The organism is Microbacterium sp. BF1 (genome assembly GCF_019279095.1).
Lineage (GTDB): Bacteria > Actinomycetota > Actinomycetes > Actinomycetales > Microbacteriaceae > Microbacterium > Microbacterium maritypicum.
The window spans coordinates 1-821 of the sequence record NZ_JAGYWT010000742.1; the positions used below are offsets into that span (position 1 = coordinate 1).

The following is an 821-nucleotide window of genomic DNA, read 5'->3' on the forward strand; positions in this document are numbered from 1 at the left end:
GTCGCGTGGACGGCATCCTGAGCACCTTCTCGGCGGACGCGCGCACGAGGACCGCTCTCGTGGACGACGTGCTGCGCTTCACGACGCTGTTTCGGAGCGAGCCTCTCTACGGGCGGCTGCTCGCCGACGAGCCCGAGGCCTTCACGCGGTACACCCTGCAGCGCGTGGGCTCGAGCCAACGCATGATCCTGCGCTGGCTCGCCAGGGCCATCAGTTCCGCACAGGGTGACGGATCGGTCAGGCCCGGCGAGCCGCAGGAGATCGCGGTCATGCTGCTTCTCATCGCGCAGTCCGCGGTCCTCTCGCACGGCACGGTGGCCGACCTCATCTCCGAAGCCGGGTGGGAACGCGAACTGCGCGCCGCACTCGACGGGCTGCTGCGACCGTGAACGGGGCATCATCCGCGCTCAACGTCGCGCGACGGAGGATCGATCTCGCACTCGCGGCCGATGAGCGCGCCGACGTTCTCGTCGTGGGAGGTGGCATCACCGGTGCGGGAGTCGCGCTCGATGCCGCATCTCGCGGCCTCCGCGTGACGCTGATCGAAGCGGATGACCTCGCTTTCGGAACCAGCCGGTTCAGCTCGAAGCTGGTGCACGGCGGCCTGCGCTACCTCGCGACGGGCGACATCGCGACCGCGAGAGAGAGCGCACACGAGCGTCATCTCCTCATGACGACGATCGCCCCGCATCTGATCCGCCCGCTCGGGCAGCTCCTGCCGTTCTCACACGGCGTCATACTCCGCCAGCGCGCGGCGGGCGCGGTCGGGATGGCGTTGGGTGATCTGCTGCGGATGCGCGCGCACACGCCCCGCAGCGTGC

General features: G+C 69.7%; 2 protein-coding genes. Both read left to right on the forward strand.

From position 1 onward, the window contains the following. Positions 1-389, forward strand: a 389-nt coding sequence (locus KZA10_RS16470; protein WP_218683432.1) for a TetR/AcrR family transcriptional regulator, incomplete at its 5' end; no start/stop codon positions are given. Then, positions 386-821, forward strand: a 436-nt coding sequence (locus KZA10_RS16475) for an FAD-dependent oxidoreductase (RefSeq protein ID WP_218683433.1), incomplete at its 3' end; no start/stop codon positions are given. The genes KZA10_RS16470 and KZA10_RS16475, both read left to right, overlap by 4 nt.